The following is a 20398-nucleotide window of genomic DNA, read 5'->3' as shown; positions in this document are numbered from 1 at the left end:
GTCCCAAGAATTGAGAGAGCGCGAAGGGGAACGAACGGAATGCCGTGGAGCAATCAGGGAGGGGGCGGCGGTGGCGGCCCCTGGGGTCCTCCGCCGGGTGGTGGCGGTCAGAATCCGTGGGGCCGTCCGCCGGGTGGCGGTGGCGGCGGTGGTAGCGGCGGCGGAGGGCCGCAGCCGCCGGACCTGGAGGATCTGCTGCGCCGCGGCCAGGACCGCCTGAAGCGGGTGATGCCGGGCGGCGTCGGCAGCGGCCGGGGCATCGCGCTCGTCGTCGGCCTGCTGGCCGTCGTCTGGCTGGCCAGCGGCATCTACCGCGTCGAGGCGGACGAGCAGGGCGTCGTGCTGCGCTTCGGCCAGTGGGTGCGCACCGAGCAGCCCGGTCTGCGCTATCACCTGCCGTCGCCCATCGAAACGGTGCTGATGCCCAAGGTGACGCGCGTCAACCGGATCGAGGTCGGCTACCGTTCGGCCGGCGACGGGCGCCGCGGCGACCGCGACGTTCCCGACGAGTCGCTGATGCTGACCGGCGACGAGAACATCATCGACATCGACTTCACCGTCTTCTGGGTCATCAAGGACGCGGGCGAGTATCTGTTCAAGATCCGCGACCCCGAGGCCACCGTGAAGAAGGCGGCGGAAAGCGCGATGCGCGAGGTCATCGGCCGCACCGACCTGCAGCCGGCCCTGACCGAGGCCCGCCAGCAGATCGAAACCTCCACCCGCCAGCTCCTCCAGGCCATGCTGGACGACTATGAGGCGGGCATCGAGGTGACGCAGGTGCAGCTGCAGAAGGCCGACCCGCCGTCGCCCGTCATCGACGCCTTCAACGACGTGCAGCGCGCCCGCGCCGACCGCGAACGCGCCCGCAACGAGGCCGAAGCCTACCGGAACGACGTCATCCCGCGCGCCCGAGGCGACGCGGAACGGCTGATCCAGGAAGCCTCCGCCTATCGCGAGCAGGTCGTGAACCTGGCCCAGGGTGACGCCGACCGCTTCCGCAAGGTCTTCGACGCCTACTCGACCGCCAAGGATGTGACCGCCAAGCGCATGTATCTCGAGACCATGGAAGAGATCCTGCGCGGCGCCAACAAGGTCATCATCGACGGCAACGCGCAGGGCGCGCAGGGCGTGGTTCCCTATCTGCCGCTCAACCAGCTCCAGCCGGCCCCGGCTGGCGCGCAGTCGCCGAACGGCGCGGCGCGGCCCGCCGGCCAGCCGCCGGCCCGTTGAGGAGGGATGCCATGAACCGCACATTGTTGGTTGCCGGCATCGGCATCCTCGCCGCGGGCGTGCTCGCCTCGGCCTCGCTCTTCACGGTGAACGAGGCGCAGCAGGCGCTCGTCCTCCAGTTCGGCGAGCCGATGCGCGTCATCCGCGATCCCGGCCTGAAGGCCAAGGTCCCCTTCATCCAGGAAGTCCGCATCCTCGACCGCCGCGTGCTCGACCTCGACCCGCCGGTGGAGCAGGTCATCCTGGCCGACCAGAAGCGCCTGGACGTGGACGCCTTCGCGCGCTACCGCATCCTGGACCCGCTGCGCTTCTACCAGACCGCCGGCAACGAGGCGGTGGCCGAGACGCGGATGAACGCCATCGTGAACTCGGCACTCCGCCGCGTTCTCGGCAGCGTGACGCTGCTCGCTATCCTGTCGGACGAGCGTCCGCGGGTGATGAACGACATCCGCGGGCAGGTGAACGACGAGGCCAAGCGATTCGGCATCGAGATCGTCGATGTCCGCATCCGCCGCGCCGACCTGCCGGAGGAGACCAGCCAGTCGATCTTCGCCCGCATGCGGTCGGAGCGTGAGCGCGAAGCCGCCGAGGCCCGCGCCCAGGGTCAGGAGCAGTCGCAGCAGATCCGCTCCCGCGCGGACCGCGAGCGCACCGTCATCCTGGCCGAAGCGCAGCGCGATTCGCAGATCCTGCGCGGTGAAGGCGACAACCAGGCGCTGAAGCTGATCGCCGAGGCGACGTCGCAGGACCCGCAGTTCTACAGCTTCTACCGGACGCTCGAAGCCTACCGGAAGTCGCTGAACAAGGACGACACCACCATGGTGCTGTCCCCGACCGGCGAGTTCTTCCGCTACTTCGGCGACATCACCGGCGGCGGCAACGGCCAGCCGGCCCCGGCCTCGGGCAGCGCCCCGGCGCCGCAGCGGGCTCCGGCCCCGGCGACCGCCCAGCAGCAGTAGGATCGTCGCGCTCGATTCCCCTTCCCCGGATCCCGGGGAGGGGGCGGGGTGGGGGCTGCCGTTCTCCCACCCCGATTTTGTCTTCCCGCCTCCACCCGCGTCTTCAAGCCGGAAGTGCCGCCCTCCCGATGACGGATTTCCTCACCGCGCTGGCCCTGGTCCTGGTGATCGAGGGCGTGCTCTACGCGCTGTTCCCGTCCGCCATGCGGCGCCTGATCGTCGAGGCCCTGACGATGCCGGAAAACCGGCTGCGCGTTGTCGGGCTGGTTACGGCGATGGCCGGCGTCGGATTCGTCTGGCTTCTGCGGGGCGCCTGACGCCCTTTGCCGCGCGCGCGTCGCTGGACCGCGCCGCCATTTTCCGGCCATACTCCGACTTCTATACTCGCGCGTCCTCCGTGGCGGATGGGACCCGTGCGCCTTTGCTTGAAGCGGTGACGCGCGGGGATTACATCCGGCACACGGATCGGTGAAGCGCCCCCTCGGACCGCGATTCGCATGAAACCGCGGGCCGATTGGAACAGATGGCCGATTGGAACAAGAAGGTGCCGGATGTCCGGCAGGGAGAGCTGAGTTGAACCCGAACCACCCCATCCACCGCGCCGAGCCCGGCCGCGAAGCGGGCAACCGGTCGCTGGGCCGCCGGCTGCGCGTCGTGCCGCTGATCGCCGCTCTCCTGTTGGGGCTGTCCGCCGCCGTCGGCACCCCCGCCATGGCCCAGTCGCGCCCGGCGCCGACCAGCTTCGCCGACCTGTCGGAGAAGCTGCTGCCCGCCGTGGTCAACATCTCGACCAGCCAGGCGGTGCCGCAGCGCCAGCAGGGCGCCCGCCCCGAGATGCCGCAGTTCCCGCCGGGCTCGCCGTTCGAGGAGTTCTTCCGCGACTTCTTCGACCGCCAGCAGCAGGACCAGCCGCAGCAGCCGCGCAAGTCGACCTCGCTCGGTTCCGGCTTCATCATCGACGCCAAGAACGGCTACGTGGTCACCAACAACCACGTCATCCAGGACGCCGACGAGATCACCGTCATCCTGCAGGACGACACCAACATCAAGGCGGAGCTGATCGGCAAGGACCCGAAGACCGACGTCGCCCTGCTGAAGATCACCACCAACCACCCGCTGGTCGCCGTTCCCTTCGGCGATTCCGACGCCATGCGCGTGGGCGACTGGGTGCTGGCCATCGGCAACCCGTTCGGCCTGGGCGGCTCGGTCACCGCCGGCATCATCTCGGCCCGCCAGCGCGACATCAACGCCGGCCCCTACGACGATTTCCTGCAGACCGACGCCTCGATCAACCGCGGCAACTCCGGCGGCCCGATGTTCAACCTGAACGGCGAGGTCATCGGCATCAACACGGCGATCTTCTCGCCGTCGGGCGGTTCGGTCGGCATCGGCTTCGCCATCCCGTCCAACCTCGCCAAGCAGGTGGTCGCGCAGCTCCGCGAGTACGGCAAGACCCGCCGCGGCTGGCTGGGCGTGCGCATCCAGGGCGTGACCCCGGAGATCGCCGAGAGCCTGGGCCTGCAGGGCCACAAGGGCGCGCTGGTCGCCTCCGTCACCCCGAACGGCCCGGCGGCCAAGGCCGGCATCCAGGCGGGCGACGTGGTGACCAAGTTCGACGGCAAGGAAATCAACGAGATGCGCCGCCTGCCGCGCGTCGTCGCCGAGACGCCGATCGACAAGGCCGTCCCGATCGAGGTGTGGCGCAAGGGCAAGTCGCAGCAGCTTCAGGTGAAGGTGGGCGAGCTTGAGGCCGCCGAGGAATCGGGCCTTCTCGCCGCCAATCCGGAGGAGCAGCGCCGCCAGCCGCAGCAGGCCCCGGCCCAGAAGCCGACCGAGACGCTGGGCCTGAAGCTGACCAACATCACGCCGGAGCTGCGCCAGCAGTTCGAGATCAAGCCCGAGCTGAAGGGCGTCGTGGTGACCGAGGTGGCCGGCAACTCCACCGCGTCGGAGAAGGGCATCCGCGCCGGCGACGTCATCATCGAGGTCGGCCAGGAGGAGGTCCGCAAGCCGGAGGACGTGACGTCCAAGATCCAGAAGGCCAAGGAGCAGGGCAAGAAGTCCATCCTGCTGCTGGTCGACCGTCACGGCGACCTGCGCTTCGTCGCCATCCCGCTCAGCCAGGGCTGATCGGGGGCGATCGGGGGCTGACCCCAAACGAAAAGGGCACCGGCGGGAGACCGCCGGTGCCCTTTCGCTTTGCGGGCTTGCGGTGGCGGGCGGTCAGCCCTCCACGAACTCGCCGATCCGGTAGCCCTGGGCGAACAGCAGGGCGGTGAGGTCGCCGTGATCGACGCGGGCGCGGGCCTGGGCGGCCACCGTCGGCTTGGCGTGGAAGGCGACGCCCAGCCCGGCGGCCAGCAGCATCGGCAGGTCGTTGGCGCCGTCGCCGACGGCCATGGTCTCGACGGTCGGGACGTGGCGCTCCCCGGCGTAGGCGAGCAGGGCCTCCAGCTTGCTGTCCTTGTCGAGGATCGGCTCGACGACCGCGCCGGTCATGACGCCGTCCACCACCTCCAGCACGTTGCCGCGGTCGTCGTCGAAGCCGACCCACTGGCGCACCCGCTCCGTGAAGCAGCGGAAGCCGCCGGAGACCAGCACGCAGGTCGCCCCGTTGGCGCGCATGGTGGAGACCAGCGTCCTGGCGCCGGGCATCAGGGTGGCGCGCTGCCACACCTCGTCGACAACGCTCTCGTTCAGGCCCTTGAGCAGGGCGACCCGCTCGCGCACCGCGCCCTTGAAGTCGATCTCGCCGTTCATGGCGCGGGCGGTGATCGCGGCGATGTGATCCTTCAGCCCGACGTAATCGCCCAGCTCGTCCAGCATCTCCTGCTCGATGATCGTCGATTCCATGTCGGCGACCAGCAGGCGCTTCTTCCGGTTGCCCGGCTTCTGGGCGATGACGTCCACGGCGAGTCCACCAAGCGCGCGGCGGACGGCGGCTTCGGCCTGCTCGGGCACCAGACCTTCCTCGGCGATGTCGCAGGCGCGGTCCGGCGCCAGCCAGTCCGGCTTGGCGGTGTCGGCGCCCAGCGCGGTCAGGGACGCGCGGGCGGCCTGCACGGCCTGCTCGTCGAGAACGGCGGAGGCGGCGGCGATCAGCGTAACGACAGCGCTCATGGCGGGGCGATCCTGGAAGAGCCGTGGGGAAGGGCGCGCGCGCTCCCTAGCACAGCCGGGACCCTCCGCCAACCCACTCCGCCAAGCGTCGTAGACATTCCGCGCCGGGGACCCGGGCGCCTCCCGCCGTGTTTCCGCTCAAATCGCGGGAGGGTTCGTCCATGATCCAGCGGCCTGCCACCCTTCATACCCTGTCCATTCTCGCCTTCACCCTGGCGCCTGCCTTGTTCCTGGCCGGATGCGGCGCCGGGACCGATCTGGCGCAGCGCCCGCCGCCCGGCTATGTCGGCGACGTGGGGGCGCGCGTCTCGGCGATGGATTGGGCGCAGGCCCGCCCCGTGACCGTGCAGTTGGACGAGTTCCGGTTCCAGCCCGACCGTCTGGCCTTCGAGCGGGGAGCTCCCTACCGCCTGACGCTGGAGAACCGCGGGAGCGTCGCGCACACCTTCACGTCGGAGGGCTTCTTCAAGGCCATCGCGGTGCGGCGGGTCACCACCGCGCAAGGCGCCGTCGAGACGCCGGCCCTGGTGAATCTGGAGATCCCCGCCGGCCAGACCGATGTGGTGGAGTTCATCCCGGTCGAGGCCGGCACTTATGATCTGGCCTGCCACGAACCGCTGCACAGTAGCTTCGGGATGACCGGGACGATCACGGTTCGCTGAGGCCCCGCACCGGTCGGCCTTGCCAAGCCGCGCCTTCCCCTGCCATACGCTGTAGCCGGAGGAACGTCAGGCAAGGCGACATGGCGGAGGACAGCCCGCGGAACCGGGATGTGCGGCACCGGCACGTGGTGGTGATCGGCGGCCCGACGGCGTCGGGCAAGTCGGGCATGGCGCTCGACATCGCCCTGGCGCGCAACGGCACGGTGATCAACGCCGACAGCATGCAGCTCTACGCCGAACTGGACGTGCTGACCGCCCGTCCGGGGGCGGAGGATCTGGCGCAGGCCCCGCACCGCCTCTACGGCGTGCTGCCGGCGGCGGAGCGTGGCTCCGCGGCGCGCTGGCGCGACATGGCGCTGGCCGAGATCGCCGAGGCGCACGCCGCCGGGCGGCTGCCCATCGTCGTCGGCGGCACCGGCCTCTACCTGCGCACCCTCATGGAGGGCTTGAGCGCCGTTCCCGCCGTCCCCGACGAGGTCCGAAAGGCCGCCCACGCCCGCTTGCGGGACCTGGGGGGCGAGGCGTTCCGCGCGGAGCTGGTGCGTCGCGACCCGGCCTCGGTCAAGCTGAGCCCCGGCGACACCACCCGCCTGACCCGCGCCTGGGAGGTGCTGGAGGCCACCGGCCACCCGCTGTCCCACTGGCAGACCCAGCGCGCCGAGGGCGCGCCGGAGGGGCTGGCCTTTTCCGTTCTGGTGATCGACCCGCCGCGCGACGCGCTCTACGCCAACTGCGACCGTCGCTTCCACGTGATGATGGGGCAGGGGGCGCTTGAGGAGGTGCGGCGCCTGGACGCGCTCGGCCTCGATCCCGACCTGCCGGCGATGAAGGCGCTGGGCGTGCCGGAGCTGCGCGACCATCTGCGCGGCGCCCTGACGCTCGACGAAGCCATTGCGCTGGCTCAGCAATCCACCCGCCGCTACGCGAAGCGGCAGGTCACCTGGTTCCGCCACCAGCTCGCGGCCCGGCCGCCCGCCTCCGCGCTGCATGGCTGCCATACGATCAATTCGCTCTACGCAAGACCGCTTAGTGAAGCAATACTGACCTATCTTGAAACGACGTTGCGTCGTTGACCCTCAGGAGGATTGAAAGTGACGGTCGATTGGGGAAACGTGTTTGCCGGTCGCGTCGCCGGTATGGGCGCTTCGGAAATCCGGGAGCTGCTGAAGCTGCTCGAACGGCCGGAAATCATCTCCTTCGCCGGAGGCATCCCGGACCCCGATTTCTTCCCGACCGCGGCCATCGCCCGCGCCTATGAGAAGATCTTCCAGTCCAACGGCCAGTCCAACGGCGGGGCCGGCGGCGCCCTCCAGTACACCATCAGCGAGGGCTATACGCCCCTGCGCGAGTGGATCTGCGCCTACCTGGGCCGCCGCGGCATCCAGGCCGGGCTGGACGAGGTGCTGGTGACCAGCGGCTCGCAGCAGGCGCTGGAGTTCGTCGGCAAACTGCTGATCGGGCCGGGCGAAAAGATCCTGGTGACCCGCCCGACCTATCTCGGCGCGCTCCAGGCCTTCTCGCCCTACGAGCCGCAATACCTCTCCGTCCCCGGCGACGCCGAGGGTCCGGACCTCGCCGCGGTGGAGGCGGCGCTGGAGCAGAAGCCGAAGTTCTTCTACCTCGTCCCCGACTTCCAGAACCCCAACGGCACGACGATCTCGCTGGCCCGCCGCGAGGCGCTGCTCGACCTCTGCGCCAAGCACGGCGTGCCGATCGTCGAGGACGCCGCCTACACCGAACTGCGCTACGAGGGCGAGCCGATCCCGTCCATCGTGGCGCTGGACGCCGCGCGCAACGGCGGCAAGATCACCAACGTGCTCTTCTGCGGCTCCTTCTCCAAGACGATGGTGCCGGCGCTGCGCGTGGGCTGGATCAACGGCCCGGCCGAGGTGATCAACCGGCTGGTCCTGATGAAGCAGGCCGGCGACCTGCACACCAGCACCATCAACCAGATCGTGCTGCACGACGTGGTGTCGCAGAGCTTCGACAGCCACATCCGCCGCCTGCGCGCCGGCTACAAGGAGCGCCGCGACGCCATGCTGACCGCGCTGGCCGAGTTCGCCCCGGCGGGGGTGACCTGGACCAAGCCGGAAGGCGGCATGTTCGTCTGGATCGAGCTGCCGGAGGGCGCCGACGGGGTGGATCTGCTGGCCCGCGCCATCAAGGACGCCAACGTCGCCTTCGTCCCCGGCTCGGCCTTCCACGCCGACCGCTCGGGCAAGAACACGCTGCGTCTCAGCTTCTCCAACAACAACCCGGAGCGCATCCGCGAAGGCATCCGCCGCCTCTGCGGCCTGCTCCAGACCGTCGCGGCGTAACCTCCGCCGCGTTCCGCGCAACGGCCTGCCTCCGCACCCGCGGGGCAGGCCGTTCGCGTTTGCGGGCGGCTTTGCGGGGAGGACGGTCTTTCCAGCTTGCGAAATATTTGGAAAAACTGCGGCAAAAAATCTTTTCGATCATTCGCAAAATGGGTTGACCGACGACCGGCGGATTGTCTAGTTTGCCGGTCCCGGCCTTCGCCTTTGGGGATAACCCCTTGTTTTCCCAGCAGGCCATCGCCGGGGTTTGAGAAGGAACAGGGCCGCCCGTGAAATGAGGGGCCCCCATTGGAAGGTCGTGAGCTATGCCCGAACAGAAGCTGACCGGCGCGCAGATCGTCATCAAGGCCCTGAAGGACCAGGGCGTCGACATCATCTTCGGTTATCCGGGCGGCGCGGTACTTCCGATCTACGACGCCATCTTCCAGCAGAACGACATCAAGCACATCCTCGTCCGGCATGAGCAGGCCGCCGTGCACGCCGCGGAAGGCTACGCCCGCTCCACCGGCAAGGTGGGCTGCGTGCTGGTGACCTCCGGCCCCGGCGCCACCAACGCCGTGACGGGCCTGCTGGACGCGCTGTGCGACAGCATTCCGCTGGTCTGCCTGTCGGGGCAGGTGCCGACCCACCTGATCGGCAACGACGCCTTCCAGGAGGCCGACACCACCGGCATCACGCGCCCCTGCACCAAGCACAATTATCTGGTGAAGGACGTCAACCAGCTGGCCCGCACCATGCACGAGGCCTTCTACGTGGCGCGCAGCGGCCGTCCCGGCCCGGTGCTGGTCGACATCCCGAAGGACGTGCAGTTCGCCGACGGCACCTACATCCCGCCGACCGAGGTGAAGCACAAGACCTACCGCCCGCAGGTGAAGCCCGAGATCGCCCGCGTGGAGGAGGCCATTGAGCTGATCGCCACCGCCAAGCGCCCGATCTTCTACACCGGCGGCGGCGTGGTGAACGCCGGCCCGATCGCGGCCAAGCTGCTGACCCAGTTCGTGAAGATGACCGGCTTCCCGATCACCTCGACCCTGATGGGGCTGGGCGCCTTCCCGGCGTCGGACCCGCAGTGGCTGGGCATGCTGGGCATGCATGGGACGTACGAGGCGAACCTCGCCATGTACAACTGCGACGTCATGATCAACATCGGCGCCCGCTTCGACGACCGCGTGACCGGCAAGCTGTCGGAGTTCGCGCCGGGCTCGAAGAAGATCCACGTCGACATCGACCCCAGCTCGATCAACAAGAACGTCGCGGTGGACATCCCCATCGTCGGTGACGCCGGCGCCGTTCTGGAGGACATGATCCGCATCTGGAAGGCCCGCCAGAAGCGCGCCGACCAGACCGCCCTGAAGGAGTGGTGGGGGCAGGTGGAGGGCTGGCGCGCCCGCAACTGCCTGAACTACAACCGCACCGAGGCGGTCATCAAGCCGCAGTACGCCCTGGAGCGGCTGCGCGAGGCGCTGCGCGGCAAGAACCATTACGTGACGACCGAGGTCGGCCAGCACCAGATGTGGGCCGCCCAGTTCCTGCCCTTCGACGAGCCGAACCGCTGGATGACCTCCGGCGGCCTGGGCACCATGGGCTACGGCCTGCCGGCGGCCATCGGCGCCCAGCTCGCCCACCCCGACGCCATCGTGGTGGACGTGTCGGGCGAGGCCTCCTTCCTGATGAACATGCAGGAGATCGGCACGGCGGTGCAGTACCGCGCCCCGGTCAAGATCTTCATCCTGAACAACAAGTACATGGGCATGGTGCGCCAGTGGCAGGAGCTGCTGCATGGCTCCCGCTACTCCAACAGCTACTCCGAGGCGCTGCCCGACTTCGTGAAGCTGGCGGAAAGCTGGGGCTGCGTCGGCCTGCGCGCGACCACGGTGGCCGAGGTGGACGAGGTCATCGAGAAGATGCTCGCCGTCACCGACCGCCCCTGCATCATCGACATCGCCGTGGACCCGAAGGAGAACTGCTTCCCGATGATCCCCGGCGGCAAGGCCCACAACGAAATCCTGTTCGGTCCGGAGGACAGCCCGTCCGACGCCACGCCGGAAGACGGCATGGTGCTGGTCTGATCGCGGCGACCAAGACGAACGGTTGAAGGCCCTCTGGCGGAGTACGGATCGTGGAAGAGAAGATCGAGAAGCACACCATCGCCGTGCTGGTGGACAACGAGCCGGGCGTGCTGGCCCGCGTCATCGGCCTGTTCTCGGGCCGCGGCTACAACATCGAAAGCCTGACGGTGGCGGAGGTGAACAACGCCGACCACCTGTCGCGCATCACCCTGGTCACCTCCGGCACCCGCATGGTGGTGGAGCAGATCAAGGCCCAGCTCGACCGCCTCGTCCCGGTGCACAAGGTGCACGACCTGACGGACGAGGGGCCGTCGGTCGAGCGCGAGCTGGCGCTGGTCAAGGTGGCCGGCACCGGCGAGCGCCGCATCGAGGCGCTGCGGCTGGCCGACATCTTCAAGGCGAAGGTGGTGGACGCCACCCTGACCTCCTTCGTGTTCGAACTGACCGGCACGACGGCGGAGGTCGACGACTTCGTCGGGCTGATGGCCCAGCTCGGCCTCGTCGAGGCCAGCCGGACCGGCGTCGTCGCCATGTCCAAGGGAGCCACCGGGTTCTGATCCCGGCCCCGTGCGGCGGGCTATGACGCTCAGGCGACCCAGCCCGCCGTCCTTTTGCAGGTCTGCCGAACAGTCTTGTGCTTGACGCGGCCCTTTCGCCGGTGGAGTAATTCCGCTGCGCAAAACTCGCACCACCAGATCGAAAAATCCAAGGAAGACCACCATGCGCGTCTATTATGATCGTGATGCCGACGTGAACCTGATCAAGGGGAAGAAGGTCGTCATCGTCGGCTACGGCAGCCAGGGCCACGCCCACGCCAACAACCTGCGTGACAGCGGTGTGAAGGACGTGCGCATCGCCCTCCGCCCGGGTTCGGCCACCATCAAGAAGGCTGAGGCCGCCGGCTTCACGGTCATGGCTCCGGGCGAGGCCGCCGCCTGGGCCGACGTGGTGATGATCCTCACCCCGGACGAGCTGCAGGCCGACCTGTACCGCGACGACCTCGCCAAGAACTTGAAGGAAGGCGCCGCGCTCGCCTTCGCGCACGGCCTGAACGTGCACTTCAACCTGATCGAGCCGCGCGCCGACCTCGACGTGTTCATGATCGCGCCGAAGGGCCCCGGCCACACCGTCCGCGGCGAGTACCAGCGTGGCGGCGGCGTGCCCTGCCTCGTGGCCGTGCACCAGAACGCCTCGGGCAACGGGCTGGACATCGCCCTGTCCTACGCCTCGGCCATCGGCGGCGGCCGCGCCGGCATCATCGAGACGACCTTCAAGGAAGAGTGCGAGACCGACCTGTTCGGCGAGCAGGCCGTGCTCTGCGGCGGCCTGACCGAGCTGATCAAGGCCGGCTACGAGACGCTGACCGAGGCCGGCTATGCCCCGGAGATGGCCTATTTCGAGTGCCTGCACGAGGTGAAGCTGATCGTCGACCTCATGTATGAGGGCGGCATGGCCAACATGCGCTACTCGATCTCCAACACCGCCGAATACGGCGACTACAAGACCGGCCCGCGCATCATCACCCCGGAGACCAAGGCGGAGATGAAGCGCGTCCTGGAGGACATCCAGACCGGCCGCTTCGTCCGCGACTGGATGCTGGAGTGCAAGGCCGGCCAGCCGTCCTTCAAGGCGACCCGCCGCCGCAACGCCGAGCATTCGATCGAGCAGGTTGGCGAGAAGCTGCGCGCCATGATGCCGTGGATCGCCGAGCGCCGTCTGGTCGACAAGACCAAGAACTGATCGGTTCCTGGGCCTGGAAACGGGAAAGCGCGCCGCGAGGCGCGCTTTTTCGTTTTTGGGAGCAGTCTTCATTCCATTGCCCCCACCCCGGCCCTCCCCCGCTGCGCAGGGGAGGGGGATTATGCGAAGCGGCGGCAGTTCCCTCCCCTGCGAAGCGGGGGAGGGTTAGGGTGGGGGCAAGTGCAACCGCCTGGGAAAGCTCACACATCCCCCCGCGACCGGTCCGCCTTCGGGCGCTCGTCGAGCAGCGGCCGGCCGGTGTGCACGAAATGCACCACCTCCGCGATGTTGGTCGCGTGGTCGCCGATGCGCTCCAGGCTCTTGGCGATGAACAGCAGGTGCATGTGGGCGGTGAACATCTCCGGCAGGCGGGCGGCCGACTGGTTGATGCTCTCGCACAGGCTGGTGTAGAGCGCGTCGACCTCGTCGTCGGTGCGCCAGACGCGCAGCGCCAGCTCGACGTCGCCGTCCACATAGGCGTCCACCGCCGTGGTCAGGCGCTGGCGCACCAGGCGGCCCAGGTTGGGCAGGGTGCTCATCGCCGGGGATTCGGGGAACTCGGCCACGGAGACGGCGCGGCGGGCGGTGTTGGCGGCGTGGTCGCCGACGCGCTCCAGATTGCCGGCGATCTTCAGGGCGGCGATCACCTCGCGCAGGTCGTCGGCCACCGGCTGGCGCAGCACCAGCATGCGCATGCAATTGGCCTCGATCTCGTGCTCGTAGCTGTCGAGCCGCGCGTCGGACTCGACGATGGCGCGGGCCTGCTCCGGGTTGCGCTGGGTCAGGCAGGTCAGCGCGCCGTCGAGCTGGGTTTCCGCGGCGCCCGCCATCTGCACGATGCTGGCCTTCAGCCGCTTCATGGCGTCTTCGAACGCGGTGACGATGTGCGGGGCGGGGTGCTTCATGGGGACGGGCCTTATCGGTGCGGCGGACGGCCGGGAACGTTACAATTTCGCGGCCCCGCAGGCCAGTGCTGTTGCCGCGGGGCGACGCGGCGGGCGCGGCATGGGAGCGGCATGGGAACGGTTGATTTCGCATGTGCGAAATGGCAAGAGTCCGGCCCTCCTACCCCCTATGACCAAGCACGGACGCCGACCGTCATGATCGAACGCCGTTTCGAACAGATCATCTTCGCCAGCCGCTGGCTGCTCGCCCCCTTCTATCTGGGGCTCGTCATCTCGCTGCTGCTCCTGCTGACCAAGTTCACGCAGGAGATTTTCCACATCGTCCCGCATGTGCTGGAGATGCAGGAAAAGGACGTGCTGCTGGCCGTGCTGACGCTGATCGACCTGTCGCTGGCCGGCAACCTGCTGCTGATGGTGATCTTTTCGGGATACGAGAACTTCGTGTCCAAGATCGACGTGGCCGACCACAAGGACCGTCCGGACTGGATGGGCAAGGTCGATTTCGGCGGGCTGAAGCTGAAGCTGATCGCCTCCATCGTGGCGATCTCCGGCATCCATCTGCTGAAGGCCTTCATGAACATCGACAACACCAGCAAGGAGAACCTGATGTGGATGGTCATCGTCCACATGACGTTCGTGCTGTCCGGCGTGCTGCTGGCCCTGATGGACCGTCTGGAAGGGGATCATCACGGCGCGAAGATGAAGGCCGAGGCCGCCGTGAAATCCGATCATCCTTGAGGCATCCGCCGGGGCCGGGGCCGGGGTGCCGGAGCGGTTTCAAACCCGACACAAAGCCGTTGCGGCGGGTTGGGAATCAGCCTAAGGATACCCCCGACGCGAGCGGGGCGGTTGGCCGGACGCCGGAGGTTTCCGCCTCCCGTTGACGGAAAATTAACCCTGACGCGGCAGTGTGGCGGGCACCGAAGGACGGCGTTCCGCCACGACTTCGGGGACTGGACATTCCGCCGGGACCGGCCTTGCCTCAAGGACCGCCTCCCATCGACCAGAGCGCCGGACCGGCGCCGGCGACCGCCCCACGGGCGCCGGCAACAGGGCTCGGCAAGGCGTGCCGGTTGCACTCTCCGCTTGAGCGCGAAGGGGCATTCGTCTATGGAACCGTTGGCGGGCGTGGCCCTCCGCACCGGAGCGGGCACATCGCCGGCAAGGCCGTCTCAACCGCATTGAAGAGTTAGTCGGGTCCATGCTTTCCAAACTCCTCGGCGTGCTTTCCGCCGACATGGCGATCGATTTGGGGACGGCCAACACCCTGGTCTACGTCAAGGGCCGCGGCATCGTTCTGAACGAACCCTCGGTCGTGGCCATCGCCAACGTCCGCGGCAAGAAGCAGGTGCTGGCCGTCGGCGACGAGGCGAAGATGATGCTGGGCCGCACGCCCGGCAACATCCAGGCCATCCGCCCCCTCCGCGACGGCGTCATCGCCGACTTCGAAGTCGCCGAGGAGATGATCAAGCACTTCATCCGCAAGGTGCACAACCGGCGCAGCTTCGCCAGCCCGCAGGTCATCATCTGCGTGCCGTCGGGCTCCACCGCCGTGGAGCGCCGCGCGATCCAGGAATCGGCGGAGGCCGCCGGTGCCCGCCGCGTCTTCCTGATCGAGGAGCCGATGGCCGCCGCGATCGGCGCCGGGCTCCCGGTGACGGAGCCGACCGGCTCCATGGTCGTCGACATCGGCGGCGGCACCACCGAGGTCGCCGTCCTGTCGCTGGGCGGCATCGTCTATTCCCGCTCGGTCCGCGTGGGCGGCGACAAGATGGACGAGGCCATCATCGGCTACATCCGCCGCACCCACAATCTGCTGGTCGGCGAAGGCTCGGCGGAGCGGATCAAGAAGGAAATCGGCTCGGCCTGCCCGCCGGAAGACGGCGAGGGCCGCATCCTGGAGATCAAGGGCCGCGACCTGATGAACGGCGTGCCCAAGGAACTCATCATCTCCGAGCGGCAGATCGCCGAGTCCCTGGCGGAGCCGGTGTCGGCCATCGTCGAGGCGGTGAAGGTCGCGCTGGAGCACACGGCGCCGGAACTGGCCGCGGACATCGTGGACAAGGGCATCGTGCTGACCGGCGGCGGCGCCCTGCTGGGCAACCTGGACTTCGTCCTGCGCCACGCCACCGGCCTGCCGGTGTCGATCGCCGACGACCCGCTGTCCTGCGTCGCGCTGGGCACCGGGCGGGCGCTGGAAGAGATGAAGACGCTGCGAAACGTCTTGGTCAGCGCCTACTGATTGGTGTATTGCTCGGTTGGGTTCCCCCGGTGGTTCGTCCATTCGCCGGCGTAGCCGGGGGCGGATCGCGTACCTGGACGGGATGATCCTGTGAAGCCTCGCAATTCCGGTTCCGTCGTGCGCCTTGCCGCCCCGCTGCGGGCGCTCGCCCAGCGCTTTTCCTTCCTTTTGCTGGTGCTCGCCTCCGTCGCCCTGATGATGGTGGGACGGATCGACGCGCTGTCGGTGGACAGCGCCCGCGCCCGGGTGACCGACGCCTTCGCTCCGATCCTCGACGCGATTTCCCGCCCCGCCGCCACCGCCGCCCATGTCGTGGAGTCGGTGGTCGAGGTGCAGAACGCCTTCGAGGAGAACCAGCGGCTGAAGGCGGAGAACGCGCGGCTTCTGCAATGGAAGCAGGCGGCGCTGCGGCTGGAGGCGGAGAACATCAGCCTGCGCTCCCTGCTCAAGGCGACGCCGGAGCCGTCATCCTCCTTCATCACGGCGCGGGTCATCGCCGCTCCGGGCAGCTCCTTCCTGCGCACGCTGGTGGTCACCGCGGGCCGCCGCGACGGGGTGCGCAAGGGGCAGGCGGCCATCGCCGGCAGCGGGCTGGTGGGCCGGGTGATCGAAGTCGGGGAATGGTCGGCCCGCGTCCTCCTGCTGACCGACATCAACACGCGCATCCCCGTGGTTCTGGAGCGCTCGCGCCAGCGGGCGGTGATGGCGGGCGACAATTCCGACCAGACCCGGCTTCTCTACCTGCCGCCGGAAGCGCCGGTGCAGGTGGGCGAGCGGGTGGTGACCTCCGGTCACGGCGGGCAGTTCCCGCCGGGCCTGCCGGTGGGCGTGGTGTCCTCGGCTGGTGAACGTGGCGTCCGGGTGCAGCCGAACGTCGATCTGTCGCGGGTCGAGCACCTGCAGCTGGTCGAGTTCAGCCTGCCGGGAAGCGAGGCGGAACCGTCATCCGAGTCGAAATGACGCTGACCTTGTGGCAGCGGCTGGACAAGACGGGGCGGAATCTCGCCCCCTTCGCGGTGACGGTCATGCTGGCGCTGGTCGGGATGATCCCGGTGCCGCTGCCCGGCTATGCGTCGGTTGCGCCTTTCCTGACCGCCATCGCCGTCTATTATTGGGCGATCCACCGGCCCGACCTGATGGGGCCGGGCACCGCCTTCCTGATCGGGCTTCTGCAGGACCTGCTGACCGGCGGGCCGCTGGGGGTGAACGCGCTGGTGCTGGTGCTGGTCCATTCGGCGGTGTCCAGCCAGCGGCGCGTGCTGGTGTCCAGCACCTTCGCCCTGATGTGGTTCGGCTTCGGGCTGATCATGATGGGCGTGGCCTGCATCCAGTGGCTGGCCTTCTCGGCGCTCCAGGCGACGGTGCTGCCCTTCCGGCCGGCGCTGTTCCAGGCGCTGCTGACCATGGCGTTCTTTCCGGCGATTGCCTGGATGTTGATCCGCGTCCACCGCGCGTTTCTTCAAGGGTGACGGGCGGGAATGGCCGGCAGGGATGATCTGGCAGGGGATGTGAGCCTTTGACTGCGATGGACCGCGACACCGACCGCTACCGCCTGCTGACCCGCCGCGCCGCCGTGCTGGGCGGGTTGAAGCTCGCCGGTCTGTCCGCTCTGGTCGGGCGGCTCTATTACCTGCAGGTGGTGGAATCCGCGCGCTACACCATGCTGGCGGAGGAGAACCGCATCAGCCTGCGTCTGGTCGCCCCGTCGCGCGGCACCATCGTCGACCGCTTCGGCGCGCCGCTGGCGGTGAACCAGCAGAACTACCGCGTCGTCGTGGTGTCGGAGCGCACGCGCAACATCCAGGACACGCTCGACAAGATCTCCAAGATCGTCCCGCTGACCGACGGCGACCGCCGCCGCGTGATGCGCGAGCTGCACCGCAAGCGCCGCTTCGTGCCGGTCACCGTGCGCGAGAACCTGACCTGGGAGCAGGTCGCCACCATCGAGATGAACACGCCGGATCTGCCCGGCGTCGCCATCGAGGTCGGCGAGATCCGCCACTACCCGGAGGCGGAGGCGACCGCCCACATCCTGGGCTATGTCGGCGCCGTGTCGGAGGCGGAGCTGAACGGCGACCCCGTTCTGTCGCTGCCCGGCTTCCGCATCGGCAAGGCCGGCATGGAGAAGTATCACGAGAAGGCGCTGCGCGGCACGGCGGGCACCAGCCAGCTCGAGGTCAACGCGGTCGGGCGCGTCATCCGCGAGCTGTCGCGCGACGAGGGTCAGCCGGGGCGCGAGGTCCAGCTGACCATCGACATCGGCCTGCAGAAATTCGTCCAGCAGCGGCTGTCGCAGGAGGTCAGCGCGTCGGCCGTGGTGATGGACGTGCACACCGGCGGCATCTACGCCCTGTGCTCCCACCCCAGCTACGACCCCAACCAGTTCACCATGGGCATCAGCGCCGAACTGTGGGAGGAGCTGCTGTCCAACCAGGCGACCCCGCTGAACAACAAGGCGGTGGCCGGGCAGTACCCGCCGGGCTCCACCTTCAAGCCGGTGGTGGCCCTGGCGGCTCTGGAGTCGGGGCTGATCAGCCGCAACCACTCGGTCTTCTGTCCGGGTCACATGGACCTCGGCGACCATCGCTTCCACTGCTGGAAGAAGGGCGGCCACGGCACGGTGGACGTTGTCGGCGCGCTGCGCCATTCCTGCGACGTGTGGTTCTACGACGTGTCGCGGCGCATCGGCATCGACCGCATCGCCGAGATGGCCAACCGCTTCGACATGGGCCAGCTGACCGGGCTGGACCTGCCGCACGAGCGGCCGGGCCTGATCCCCTCCATCGATTGGAAGAAGGGCGCGCTTGGCAAGCCCTGGGCGCAGGGCGAAACGCTGATCGCGGCGATCGGGCAGGGCTATGTGCTGTCCACCCCGATGCAGCTCGTCGCCATGACGGCGCGGCTGGCCAACGGCGGCTTCGCGGTCAAGCCCCACCTGACCAAGCAGATCAAGGCGCTGTCGGGCGAGCAGACGAGCTGGCCGCCGATCGGGGTGAAGAAGGAGAACCTCGACCTCGTCCTGCGCGGCCTGTACGAGGTGACCAACGCGCCGAACGGCACCGCCTACAAGTCGCGCATCACCGAACCCGGCTATGAGATGGCCGGCAAGACCGGCTCCGCCCAGGTCCGCCGCATCACCATGGCGGAGCGCAGCACCGGCGTGAAGAAGAACGAGGACCTGCCCTGGCGGGAGCGCGACCACGCGCTGTTCATCTCCTACGCGCCGGTCAGTTCCCCGCGCTACGCCTGCGCGGTGTTCGTGGAGCATGGCGGCGGCGGGTCCACCGCGGCGGCGCCGATCGCGCGCGACATCCTTCTGGAGTGCCAGAAACGCGATCCGGGCCGCGCCTCCGTGGCAGAAAGCGCCCCGCCGCCCCCGCCGCCGGGGGGCACCCGGGGCTGAGGGCTTAGGGGGCCGCGCGGCGGATCAGGCCGCGCGCACCTCGGCCAGGAACTGGTCCACCTCGCGCTTCAGGCTGGAGGCGCGCTCGGCCAGCTGGTCGGCCGCGCTCTTCACGCTGTGGGTGGCGGCGCTGGTTTCCGACTCCGCCTGCTGGATGCCGGCGACGTTGCTGGAGACCTCGGCGGTGCCGTTGGCGGCCTGCTGGGCGTTGCGGCTGATCTCGCCGGTCGCGGCGCTCTGCTGCTCGACGGAGGCGGCCATCTCCGCGGTGGAGCGGTCGATGTCCTCGACCTGGGTGATGATGGCGCGCATGGCCTCCACCGTCCGGTCGGAGGCGCTCTTCACCGCGGCGATCTGGTTGCCGATCTGCTCGGTCATCGCGTGGGTCTGGTTGGCGAGGTTCTTCACCTCGCTGGCGACCACGGCGAAGCCCTTGCCGGCCTCGCCGGCGCGGGCGGCCTCGATGGTCGCGTTCAGGGCCAGCAGGTTGGTCTGGGAGGCGACGGCGTTGATCGAGGCGACGATCTGGTCCACCTGCTCGATGGCGGCGGCCAGGGCGTCGAGCTGGGCCTGGGCCTGGTTGGCCCCCTCGGCCGCGGCCTTGGAGCGCGCGGCGGAGCGGGTCACGCGCTCGGCCAACTCATGGATGGAGGCCGACATCTCCTCCGACGCCGAGGCGACGGTCTGGACGTTGGCGCTGGCTTCCTCCGACGCGCCGGCCACGGCGCTGCATTGGGCGCCGACCTCCTCGACTGCCGAGGCGAGCTGCGCCGCGGTGGCCTGAAGCTCCGTCGCGGCGCCGCCGACGTCGTTCACGATGCCCCCCACCTGCGACTCGAAGCGGCCGGCGAGGGCGAGCATCGACGCGCGCTTCTCCGCCTGGGACCGGGCCTCGGCCTCCTTGGCCTCACGCTCCATGTCCCGGCTGTGCAGCAGGTTGCGCTTGAACACGTCCGCGGTGGCGGCGATGGCGCCGACCTCGTCCTTGCGGTCGGTGCCGTACACCACGGTGTCGAGCTTGCCGTCGGCCAGCCCGCGCAGGCAGGCGACGATGGCGGCCACCGGCCGGACGATGCCGAACTGCGCCATGAGCCAGCCCAGCAGCAGGCCGACGAGAATGCCGATCGCCGCGGCGGCGATGAGCTGGACGATCCGCCGCTCCGCCAGTTGGGAGGCATCGTCGGACAGCCGCGAGGCCTTGTTGTCGGTGTAGGAGGTGTAGTTGACACTCAGATCCTGGAGCTTCCGCGCGGCGACGGCGCTGCTTTCGACCGAGGCGAGAATGTCCTGGTGAAACCCGACGGCGCCCTTCGCGTTGATCTGGCGGGCGGTGGCAAGTGTCTGTTCCAATTGATTCTTGTAAAGCGCCAACGCCGCTTCGAAATCGGCCAGCAAGCGCTTCTGCTCGGGGTCGGCGGTCTCCTTGACCCTGGTGAGGTTGGTGGACAGCGCGTCGCGGCTCGTCGCGATGGAGGGCAGGACCTCCGGCAGGTCGGCGGGGTTGGCGGCAAGACGGTATTCGTCGCGGAGCAGTTCAACCACCAGGCGATTAAGCCGTGCGCCGAGCCTCATCTCGTCGCCGGAAGCCTTGATCTCGTCGGTGGCGCGGCTCAGCGCGTCCAATCCGGAGACCGATGTGGCGGTGATGCCCGCGCAGATGGCCCCCAGCATGATGATGATGGACAGGATTTTCGTTGAGATCTTGAGGTTGCTTAGAAGCATGGCGGTTCTCTCTTTTTTGCCATGGCCG

18 protein-coding genes are annotated in these 20398 nt (G+C 68.7%); 15 read left to right on the top strand and 3 right to left on the bottom strand.

Features of this window, described 5'->3' with window-relative positions; all coding sequences use genetic code 11:
• The first annotated feature begins 39 nt into the window (after positions 1 to 39).
• From hflK to TSH58p_RS06630, 4 genes are all read left to right on the top strand, one after another.
• Positions 40 to 1230, top strand: coding sequence for an FtsH protease activity modulator HflK (hflK, locus tag TSH58p_RS06645; protein ID WP_109071785.1), 1191 nt, complete (start codon positions 40 to 42; stop codon positions 1228 to 1230).
• 11 nt (positions 1231 to 1241) lie between these two features.
• The gene (gene hflC / locus TSH58p_RS06640) at positions 1242 to 2189 is read left to right on the top strand and encodes a protease modulator HflC (RefSeq protein ID WP_109071784.1); all 948 of its coding nucleotides are present in this window, start codon (positions 1242 to 1244) and stop codon (positions 2187 to 2189) included.
• Between the two features lie 128 nt (positions 2190 to 2317).
• Positions 2318 to 2506, top strand: a complete 189-nt coding sequence (locus TSH58p_RS06635; protein WP_109071783.1) for a DUF2065 domain-containing protein — start codon at positions 2318 to 2320, stop codon at positions 2504 to 2506.
• A gap of 256 nt (positions 2507 to 2762) precedes the next feature.
• A complete protein-coding gene (locus TSH58p_RS06630; RefSeq protein ID WP_109071782.1) occupies positions 2763 to 4319 on the top strand; it encodes a DegQ family serine endoprotease in 1557 nt (518 codons plus the stop codon).
• A 93-nt stretch (positions 4320 to 4412) separates the two neighbouring features.
• Here TSH58p_RS06630 and serB read toward each other — a convergent pair whose 3' ends face one another.
• Positions 4413 to 5309, bottom strand: a complete 897-nt coding sequence (gene serB / locus TSH58p_RS06625; RefSeq protein ID WP_109071781.1) for a phosphoserine phosphatase SerB — start codon at positions 5307 to 5309, stop codon at positions 4413 to 4415.
• Positions 5310 to 5470: 161 nt separating this feature from the next.
• Here serB and TSH58p_RS06620 point away from each other — a divergent pair, with 161 nt between their 5' ends.
• The 6 genes from TSH58p_RS06620 to ilvC all read left to right on the top strand — a co-directional run bounded on the left by TSH58p_RS06620 (position 5471) and on the right by ilvC (position 12098).
• Positions 5471 to 5971, top strand: a complete 501-nt coding sequence (locus tag TSH58p_RS06620; RefSeq protein ID WP_109071780.1) for a cupredoxin domain-containing protein — start codon at positions 5471 to 5473, stop codon at positions 5969 to 5971.
• 80 nt (positions 5972 to 6051) lie between these two features.
• A complete protein-coding gene (miaA, locus tag TSH58p_RS06615; protein WP_109071779.1) occupies positions 6052 to 7044 on the top strand; it encodes a tRNA (adenosine(37)-N6)-dimethylallyltransferase MiaA in 993 nt (330 codons plus the stop codon).
• Between the two features lie 18 nt (positions 7045 to 7062).
• Positions 7063 to 8289 carry a PLP-dependent aminotransferase family protein gene (locus TSH58p_RS06610; RefSeq protein WP_109071778.1) on the top strand — a complete coding sequence of 409 codons (1227 nt, stop codon included), beginning with the start codon at positions 7063 to 7065 and terminating at the stop codon, positions 8287 to 8289.
• A gap of 305 nt (positions 8290 to 8594) precedes the next feature.
• A complete protein-coding gene (locus TSH58p_RS06605) occupies positions 8595 to 10358 on the top strand; it encodes an acetolactate synthase 3 large subunit (RefSeq protein ID WP_014239994.1) in 1764 nt (587 codons plus the stop codon).
• Positions 10359 to 10408: 50 nt separating this feature from the next.
• A complete protein-coding gene (gene ilvN, locus TSH58p_RS06600) occupies positions 10409 to 10915 on the top strand; it encodes an acetolactate synthase small subunit (protein WP_014239995.1) in 507 nt (168 codons plus the stop codon).
• A 163-nt stretch (positions 10916 to 11078) separates the two neighbouring features.
• Positions 11079 to 12098, top strand: coding sequence for a ketol-acid reductoisomerase (gene ilvC, locus TSH58p_RS06595; RefSeq protein ID WP_109071777.1), 1020 nt, complete (start codon positions 11079 to 11081; stop codon positions 12096 to 12098).
• A 200-nt stretch (positions 12099 to 12298) separates the two neighbouring features.
• Here ilvC and phoU read toward each other — a convergent pair whose 3' ends face one another.
• A complete protein-coding gene (gene phoU, locus TSH58p_RS06590) occupies positions 12299 to 13003 on the bottom strand; it encodes a phosphate signaling complex protein PhoU (protein ID WP_035672701.1) in 705 nt (234 codons plus the stop codon).
• A 198-nt stretch (positions 13004 to 13201) separates the two neighbouring features.
• On the opposite strand from phoU, the gene TSH58p_RS06585 reads away from it, so the two are divergent.
• From TSH58p_RS06585 to mrdA, 5 genes are all read left to right on the top strand, one after another.
• Entirely contained in the window at positions 13202 to 13741 is a 540-nt protein-coding gene (locus tag TSH58p_RS06585) for a TIGR00645 family protein (RefSeq protein ID WP_348981754.1), read from the top strand.
• A gap of 463 nt (positions 13742 to 14204) precedes the next feature.
• A complete protein-coding gene (locus TSH58p_RS06580) occupies positions 14205 to 15245 on the top strand; it encodes a rod shape-determining protein (protein ID WP_014240000.1) in 1041 nt (346 codons plus the stop codon).
• Between the two features lie 90 nt (positions 15246 to 15335).
• On the top strand, positions 15336 to 16205 hold the full coding sequence (gene mreC, locus TSH58p_RS06575) for a rod shape-determining protein MreC (RefSeq protein ID WP_038528588.1): 870 nt from the start codon (positions 15336 to 15338) through the stop codon (positions 16203 to 16205).
• Positions 16202 to 16714, top strand: coding sequence for a rod shape-determining protein MreD (gene mreD / locus TSH58p_RS06570; protein WP_109071775.1), 513 nt, complete (start codon positions 16202 to 16204; stop codon positions 16712 to 16714). The genes mreC and mreD overlap by 4 nt, the downstream gene beginning before the upstream one ends.
• A gap of 56 nt (positions 16715 to 16770) precedes the next feature.
• Positions 16771 to 18648 carry a penicillin-binding protein 2 gene (mrdA, locus tag TSH58p_RS06565; protein ID WP_109071774.1) on the top strand — a complete coding sequence of 626 codons (1878 nt, stop codon included), beginning with the start codon at positions 16771 to 16773 and terminating at the stop codon, positions 18646 to 18648.
• A gap of 24 nt (positions 18649 to 18672) precedes the next feature.
• On the opposite strand, the gene TSH58p_RS06560 is transcribed toward mrdA, so the two are convergent.
• Positions 18673 to 20370, bottom strand: coding sequence for a methyl-accepting chemotaxis protein (locus TSH58p_RS06560; protein ID WP_158282642.1), 1698 nt, complete (start codon positions 20368 to 20370; stop codon positions 18673 to 18675).
• Positions 20371 to 20398 lie beyond the last annotated feature (28 nt).

The sequence above is a fragment of the Azospirillum sp. TSH58 genome (genome assembly GCF_003119115.1).
Taxonomy (GTDB): Bacteria; Pseudomonadota; Alphaproteobacteria; order Azospirillales; family Azospirillaceae; genus Azospirillum.
The sequence above is the reverse complement of the archived record's forward strand: the minus strand, read 5'-3'. Positions and strand labels throughout refer to the sequence as shown.

Coding starts and splice junctions, on each gene's coding strand:
- TSH58p_RS06635 (WP_109071783.1), top strand. CDS start 2,318: ATGACGGATTTCCTCACCGCGCTGGCCCTGGTCCTGGTGATCGAGGGC.
- hflK (WP_109071785.1), top strand. CDS start 40: ATGCCGTGGAGCAATCAGGGAGGGGGCGGCGGTGGCGGCCCCTGGGGT.
- TSH58p_RS06605 (WP_014239994.1), top strand. CDS start 8,595: ATGCCCGAACAGAAGCTGACCGGCGCGCAGATCGTCATCAAGGCCCTG.
- mreD (WP_109071775.1), top strand. CDS start 16,202: ATGACGCTGACCTTGTGGCAGCGGCTGGACAAGACGGGGCGGAATCTC.
- serB (WP_109071781.1), bottom strand. CDS start 5,309: ATGAGCGCTGTCGTTACGCTGATCGCCGCCGCCTCCGCCGTTCTCGAC.
- TSH58p_RS06620 (WP_109071780.1), top strand. CDS start 5,471: ATGATCCAGCGGCCTGCCACCCTTCATACCCTGTCCATTCTCGCCTTC.
- TSH58p_RS06560 (WP_158282642.1), bottom strand. CDS start 20,370: ATGCTTCTAAGCAACCTCAAGATCTCAACGAAAATCCTGTCCATCATC.
- miaA (WP_109071779.1), top strand. CDS start 6,052: ATGGCGGAGGACAGCCCGCGGAACCGGGATGTGCGGCACCGGCACGTG.
- ilvC (WP_109071777.1), top strand. CDS start 11,079: ATGCGCGTCTATTATGATCGTGATGCCGACGTGAACCTGATCAAGGGG.
- mrdA (WP_109071774.1), top strand. CDS start 16,771: ATGGACCGCGACACCGACCGCTACCGCCTGCTGACCCGCCGCGCCGCC.
- phoU (WP_035672701.1), bottom strand. CDS start 13,003: ATGAAGCACCCCGCCCCGCACATCGTCACCGCGTTCGAAGACGCCATG.
- TSH58p_RS06580 (WP_014240000.1), top strand. CDS start 14,205: ATGCTTTCCAAACTCCTCGGCGTGCTTTCCGCCGACATGGCGATCGAT.
- hflC (WP_109071784.1), top strand. CDS start 1,242: ATGAACCGCACATTGTTGGTTGCCGGCATCGGCATCCTCGCCGCGGGC.